Raw genomic sequence first — 292 nt, 5'->3', positions numbered from 1 at the left:
GGGGACGACGATCGCCGTTCCACCCCTCCCGTCGACCACCGGTGCGCTCGTCAGGTAGGCGGGGGCGCCGGCGACGATCGCGGCGGCGATGAAGTCGTGCCCGTCGCGCTCAGCGACGATCGGGACGAAGAGCTGCCCGGGGGTCAGGGCGCGGGTGTCGAAGGACGCGCCGTCGACCTCGACGTCCGGACCGACCAGCGTCCCGCCGGTCGCCTCGGCCACCTGGGATGACAGCATCCTCATGCCCCGGAACGGTACCGTCGGTCCGGTGAGCAACGAGCGCATCCACCTG

At 72.3% G+C, this 292-nt stretch carries 1 protein-coding gene; it reads right to left on the bottom strand.

What is annotated here, in order from left to right:
- A partial coding sequence (locus MD536_RS21045; protein WP_239603765.1) for a hypothetical protein occupies positions 1-243 on the bottom strand: 243 nt, incomplete at its 3' end.
- Between the last annotated feature and the right edge of the window lie 49 nt (positions 244-292).

The sequence above is a fragment of the Flavihumibacter cheonanensis genome (genome assembly GCF_022352215.1).
Taxonomy (GTDB): Bacteria; Bacteroidota; Bacteroidia; order Chitinophagales; family Chitinophagaceae; genus Flavihumibacter; species Flavihumibacter cheonanensis.
This window is presented reverse-complemented; position numbering and strand designations above follow the sequence as displayed.